Below are 6,218 nucleotides of genomic sequence, written 5' to 3'. Positions count from 1 at the left end.
CAAATCGCGCCAGGGCGCACCGCTGCGCGCAATCCACAGCACGGCATTGACAAACAGCCGGTTGTCAGCAGCCGGGCGGCCCGCGTCCCCGACTTTACCCGGCAACAACGGCACTAAGCGTGCCCAATCCGCATCTTTGAGTTCATAACGTCGCACGACCTAAAGGTCGCCGATTGTCCACACACCCTAGTATAAACCATAAAGGCAAGACTCTTTTTGCTCAACGACACAACAGGACTACACGTTTAAGCCACTTTTGAACCCCGCTGGGCTGGCGCGGGCTCAGCTTACGTTGTTCTTTTTTGGCATGCCTACGGCTTCTCCTCACTTTCACACGCCCGCAGGCACTATTATCGGTCAGCGCGACGGGGCTGTGGTACGTGCCAGCGGCATACGGTATGCACGTGCCGCCCGCTTTCAGCCTCCGGTGGATGAACCGGCTTCCGAGGTGCCTTTGCAGGCTACTGCGCCCGGTCCAGTGTGCCCGCAGGTGGTCGATTCGCTGCTGAGTCAAGCCCTTGGCCCGGCATTGGCCGGCCGGACCTACGACGAGGACTGCCTGCGACTGACCGTTACGACGCCGGCCGACGCCCAGTCGCAGGATAATTTGCCTGTTATCGTGTGGGTACACGGTGGCTCTTACGTGAGTGGCGCTGGCGACTTGGCCTTTTATGACCCTACGACGTTTGTGACAGAACAACGGGTAGTAGTGGTAGCCGTTACCTACCGCCTAGGCTTGTTTGGCTTCCTGGGCCGCTCAGATACCCCGCCGAACCTAGGCTTGCTTGATCTGATGGGGGCCTTGCGCTGGGTGCAACGCAACATAACTGCTTTCGGCGGAAACCCGGCTTGCGTAACCTTGCTGGGGCACTCTTCCGGTGGCGACGCTGCCGCGCACCTGCTGGTAGCCGAAGACGCTGCGGGCCTGTTTCGGCGGCTTATTCTGCACAGCGCCCCGCTTGGCCTGGCTCCCAACCGCGCCCGCATGACGCGGGCCATGGCGGCAGCCGTGAATTCCATTCCTGCCGACGCTAGTCACGAGGACGTGCTGGGCTACGAAGCAACGGCTTGGCGGGCGGCCCGCTGGTCGGGCCTGAAGGCTGGTATGCCCTTTGGCACGCAATACGGCGCTTACCCATTACCTCCGGAAAAGGCTATTGCCCAAGCCTGGCGCGCTGCGGCTCCAGCCATAGACGTGCTTATTGGCGCCACGGCCGAAGAGTTGCGCTTTTTTGCCGTCATCGACCCGAAGTTCCGTTGGCTTGAGCGCCTGCCGTTGCTCGGGCCCTCGTTAACCCGCAAGCTGGTGGCGGCTGGTTCGCGGCGCATCTACGTGGATCCGGCAGCCGCTTTTGCCCGCCGGCATGCGCGGGCCGGCGGACGCGCTTATCTCTTTACAGTGACGTACCGCCCCCGCGGCAGTGCATTTGGGGCAGCCCATACCATTGACTTGCCATTGCTGTTTGGGACGCAGAAAACGTGGTCGGCAGTGCCCCTGCTTGGCGACGCAAGCTGGGCCGAAGTCCACCAAGCCGGCCGGGAAGTACGGCAGCTGTGGGCAGAATTTGCCCGCACCGGCGAGCTGCCCACTTCCGCGGAAGTACCAGGGGTGCTACAGCTGCACCGAGTATAGCCCAACTCACTAGGGCTAACAGGTCCTTGCAATCAGTTGACCTCATTTCGACAGCTCACCTGAAACTTCGCTGGCGGGTGATAACCGAACAGCTCATGAGCAACAGTGGACTCTTCACCCTAACTGCCGTATCAATCCCTAGCCCCGCTCGTCCAGGGCGCTGGTTTTGCTCGTTAATTTCCTTTCTTCTATGGCTCGTTTTACCCGCGCCGATGCCGTGGCTCAAGGCCTGCGCAGTCCGCTGATTCCCGTTTTTTACCACGCCGAAGAACCGTATGCCCGGCGGGTGCTGCAGGCCTGTTACGAAGGTGGCGTGCGCCTGTTCGAGTTTACCAACCGCGGGCCAAACGCCTTCGAAATTTTTGCCGATTTACAGCAATTTGTGGAAGCGGAGTACCCAGATCTTATGTTGGGTGCCGGCACCATTTACACGGTGGAAGAAGCCGAGCGGTTTATAGCCGCCGGCGCCGATTACATTGTGCAGCCCGTAATAAGCGCCGATGTGGCCCGGGTATGCCAGCGCCACGACTTAGCTTGGTTGCCCGGCGTACTTACCCCCAACGAAGTATACGCGGCTACCCAACTCGGGGCAGCCTTCGCTAAGCTCTTTCCGGCCAGCGTTATGGGGCCCGACTACCTCCAGGCCATTCGCGGGCCGTTACCGCAGGTGCGGTTTATGGCCACCGGCGGCATTCAGCCCACTCCCGAGAGTGTAGCCCAATGGATGCAGGCCGGGGCCAGCTGCGTAGGTATTGACTCTCGCCTGCTACAAACCGATGACCCCGCTGCCCTAACCGCCCAAGTGACGAAGTTGCTGGCTGTTATGCAGCCCCAGTCATAAACCCATCGGGTAACTTAAAGGCGTTCGGCCCAGTGCAATCCTCGGTAGAGCATTGGGCCGAACGCCTTTGTTTTGTGAGACTCGGGCAACGTAATTAGGCAGGAAAATCAGCTGAATTTCCGGTTTCGGCTACGCCTTCCAGTTCCGTTACCAGCGCGGTAAACTTTTCGCGGGCACCCTTCACGGCGGCTTTACCCAGCGGCAAGTGCAAGGGTGGGTTTTCTTGGCGCACGAGGTCGTACATGATTTCGGCGGCGCGGCGTGGGTCGCCGGGCTGGCGGCCACTATAGCTCTGGATACCCTTTAGGTTTTCGCCCACGGTGGCTTTGTAGTCGTCGATGTGGGTGTCAACGAAGCTGGCCGAGCGTCCAGCCCAGTCGGTGCGGAAGCCGCTCGGCTCGATGTTGGTCACTTTAATACCCAACGGCCCCACTTGCTGCGCCAGACTCTCGCCAATGGCTTCGAGGGCAAACTTGCTGGCGTTGTACACGCCCACGCCCGGAAACGTCTTTAGCCCCCCAATGCTGGTGATGTTGATGATGTGGCCGCTGCGCCGCTCCCGCAAGTGGGGCAAAACGGCCCGCAGCACGTGCAAGGGCCCAAACACATTTACGTCGAACTGACGCTGCACCTCCGCCGCATCGATTTCCTCGATGCTGCCCAAGGAGCCATAGCCCGCGTTGTTCACCACCACATCGAGGTGGCCAAACGCCCCGATGGCATCGGCAATAGCTTGTTTTACCTGGGCTTCGTTGGTAACATCGCACACAAAGCCGCGACCCTGACCACCGGCTTTGCGGGTGAAATCATCGGCTTGCGGCTGCTGGCGGAAGGTAGCGGCCACGGTGTCGCCGCGTTCGAGCAGCAGTTCGGCCAAAGAAGCACCAAAACCGGTGCTAACGCCGGTAATAAACCAGGTTTTAGGAGTAGTGGACATGCGGAAGGAAGCAAAGATGTGGGCAGCGGCCACCCTAGGCCGCCGCAAGAATTCTAAACTCCCAACAGCCACGAAGGGTTTACCTACTTCGGCCACAGCATTAACGATCAGCCTCCTACACAGTAGAAAGCTTTGCCTATCCAATTCGATAACCTAGATCGTGCCCTTGACAAGAACCGCAAACCCGGCTCGAACTTGGTCTGGCTTTAGCTGCCCTGCGCCAGGCCTCCGGCATCGTTTCCACGCCAGACCGGTCATTTTCCGCGCGAAAAACGTTGCTTTGCGCCTCCACGGCTGCGAGGTCTTTCCGACACGGTCTTAACTTACCGCCCCAAACAACGGCCCCGGCGGCCCGTATGGGCCCCTACTTCCAAGACTTTTTGGCATTACTATGAATTCATTCTCTGACTCTTCTCAGTCCAAGCCAACCGCGCTCATCCCGAAAATGACGCTACAGGCAGGCCAATACCAGGCGGCCATCGACGCTAAAATTCAGGAATTTAACACCCGGAATTTCACCGAAAGTTTCTGGCAAAAAGATGCCTCGCTGTGGGTGCAGGACGAAAAAGCGCAGCAGAGCGTGCGCAGCTTTATGGGGTGGCTACGCGTGGCCGAAACCATGCAGCAGGCCGTACCCGAAATAGAGCAGTTTGTGCAGGAAGTGAAAGCAGCTGGCTTCAAGCACGTGGTGGTAATGGGTATGGGCGGCAGCACCATGGCCCCCATTGTGTTCAAAGAATCCTTTGAGCGCAGCGCCGACGGTCTGCCCATGTCGGTGCTCGACACCACCGACCCTGGCACCGTGCGCCAAATTGAGGAAGCAGTGCCGCTGGCCGATACGCTCTTCATTGTGGCCAGTAAATCGGGCACCACGGCCGAGCCGCTGGCTTTCGGCGACTATTTCTACCACCGCCTGCGGGAGCTGAAGGGCGACAAAGCCGGCGAGAATTTTGTGGCCATAACCGACCCCGGCTCGGCGTTCGTGGCCGCAGCGCAGGCCCAGGGCTACCGCCGCATTTTCCTGAACTTCGCCGAGGTAGGCGGCCGCTTCTCGGCCCTCTCCTACTTCGGGCTGGTGCCAGCCGCACTCTATGGCATTTCTATTGAGGAGATGCTAACGCGGGCCATTGGCATGATGCGCGCCTGCGGGGCCTACGGCGCCGTGGAGCAAAACCCAGGCCTGGAGCTAGGCGTGGCGCTGGGCGTGCTGGCCGAAGCCGGCCGCGACAAGCTCACGCTGGTGGTGCCCGGGTCGCTTAATGACTTAGGCTTGTGGCTGGAGCAGCTCATTGCCGAAAGCACCGGCAAGGAAGGCAAAGGCATTTTACCCGTGGCCGGCGAACCAGTGCGCGAGCCGGCCGTGTACGGCCAGGACCGCGTGTTCGTGTACGTAGGTTACCAAGGCCAGCCCGACGAAGCCAACCGTGCCAAAGTGGCTGCGCTGCAACAGGCCGGCCATCCGGTTATTCAAATCCTGATGAACGACCCGCTGGACCTGGGTCAGGAGTTTTTCCGTTGGGAAGTAGCCACGGCCGTGGCCAGCGCCGTGTTCGGCATTAACCCCTTCGACCAGCCCAACGTGCAGGCCGCCAAAACCGCCACCGACAGCCTCATGAAAGTGGTGCAGGAGCAGGGCCAGTTGCCCCAGGGCGAAGCGCCCAAGGTTACTGAGAATGGCGTGGCATACTATACCGCCGTGAGCGGAAACGACGCTACTGACGTACTGCGGGCCTTTTTCGCGCAGGCCCAGCCCGGCAACTTCCTGAACATCCAGGCCTACCTCACCGAAACTCCTGCTGTAAACGACAGCCTGCAGGAACTGCGTCGCCAGGTACAGGAGCAGTTGCACCTGGCCACTACCTCGGGCTACGGACCACGCTTCCTGCACTCCACCGGCCAGTACCACAAAGGCGGCCCCGATACAGGTTTGTTCGTACAACTCACCGTCGACCACCCGCAGGACATTCAGCTGCCCGGCCGCTCCTACAGCTTCGGCACGTTCAAGAACGCCCAGGCGGCCGGCGACCTGCAGGCCCTGCACGACTACAACCGCCGCACGCTGCGGCTGCACCTTGGCGCCGATGCCGAACTAGGCTTGCGCCAGGTGCTGGCCGCATTGCCAGCGGCATTACAGCGGTAAGCTTACATTAATCAGTAAAAAGCCACGGGCGCGCAACAGCTGTTGCGCGCCCGTGGCTTTTTACTGACTCTTGGGCTGTTTTTAACGGCCGAAATCGTCCTGTATTCGCACAATATCCTCTTCGTTGGAAGGGTTATTGGCCTCGGTATGCTGCCAGATTTCGGCCACCACGCCCCAGTCGTCGAGGCCAATGAGGCGGTGCCGCTCGCCTTGCTGCATGGTAACCTGCTGACCAGGGCCGTAAATTTTCGGTTCCCCCTCTGCGTCGGTGGGGCTGGTGACAATAGCCACCGGCCCCTGCACCACGCGCCAGATTTCGGCGCGGCGGTGGTGGTACTGCCACGAAAGGCGCTGGTGCGGGGCCACGAGCAACAATTTCGGGCTCAGCTTGCCCGAAATGCGCAATTGCTCCACCGACAGCCCATCGAAGTAGGTGTCGGCGAACTGTTGGGCCTGGTCTTCCTGAATCACAAAGAAGCCGCCCCACGGCCGCAGTTGATCCTGGCTAGCAATAGTAAACCCCTGCTGTTGAAGTGCCTGCGCCGTTTCGTCGAACAGGATTTCTTTATCGGTGGCGGTATGGGGCATCACAATATGTAAGTGGTAGATAGTAAAAATGAGAAGCGAAACCCACAAAGACAACAGCGCTGCTACTATTTGCCGCCGC

Annotated in this window: 6 protein-coding genes; 3 read left to right on the top strand and 3 right to left on the bottom strand. The window is 60.1% G+C overall.

The window, feature by feature from the left end:
- On the bottom strand, positions 1–156 hold a 156-nt coding region (locus tag ABD903_RS02920), incomplete at its 3' end, for a transposase (RefSeq protein ID WP_345221228.1).
- Between the two features lie 151 nt (positions 157–307).
- Here ABD903_RS02920 and ABD903_RS02915 point away from each other — a divergent pair.
- Positions 308–1,633 (top strand): carboxylesterase family protein, encoded by a 1,326-nt coding sequence (locus ABD903_RS02915; RefSeq protein WP_345221219.1) that lies wholly within the window; start codon positions 308–310, stop codon positions 1,631–1,633.
- 190 nt (positions 1,634–1,823) lie between these two features.
- Positions 1,824–2,474, top strand: a complete 651-nt coding sequence (locus ABD903_RS02910) for a beta/alpha barrel domain-containing protein (protein WP_345221217.1) — start codon at positions 1,824–1,826, stop codon at positions 2,472–2,474.
- A 94-nt stretch (positions 2,475–2,568) separates the two neighbouring features.
- Here the strand turns inward: ABD903_RS02910 and ABD903_RS02905 are convergent, their stop codons facing one another.
- Entirely contained in the window at positions 2,569–3,411 is an 843-nt protein-coding gene (locus tag ABD903_RS02905) for an oxidoreductase (protein WP_345221215.1), read from the bottom strand.
- Between the two features lie 391 nt (positions 3,412–3,802).
- Between ABD903_RS02905 and ABD903_RS02900 the strand changes: the two genes are divergently transcribed.
- Positions 3,803–5,551 (top strand): hypothetical protein, encoded by a 1,749-nt coding sequence (locus ABD903_RS02900; RefSeq protein ID WP_345221213.1) that lies wholly within the window; start codon positions 3,803–3,805, stop codon positions 5,549–5,551.
- Between the two features lie 81 nt (positions 5,552–5,632).
- Here the strand turns inward: ABD903_RS02900 and ABD903_RS02895 are convergent, their stop codons facing one another.
- The gene (locus tag ABD903_RS02895) at positions 5,633–6,139 is read right to left on the bottom strand and encodes a cupin domain-containing protein (RefSeq protein WP_345221226.1); all 507 of its coding nucleotides are present in this window, start codon (positions 6,137–6,139) and stop codon (positions 5,633–5,635) included.
- Between the last annotated feature and the right edge of the window lie 79 nt (positions 6,140–6,218).

The organism is Hymenobacter koreensis, from assembly GCF_039541855.1.
Classification (GTDB): Bacteria; Bacteroidota; Bacteroidia; order Cytophagales; family Hymenobacteraceae; genus Solirubrum; species Solirubrum koreensis.
Note: the sequence above shows the minus strand (reverse complement) of the source record. Positions and strands in the feature narration are given on the sequence as shown.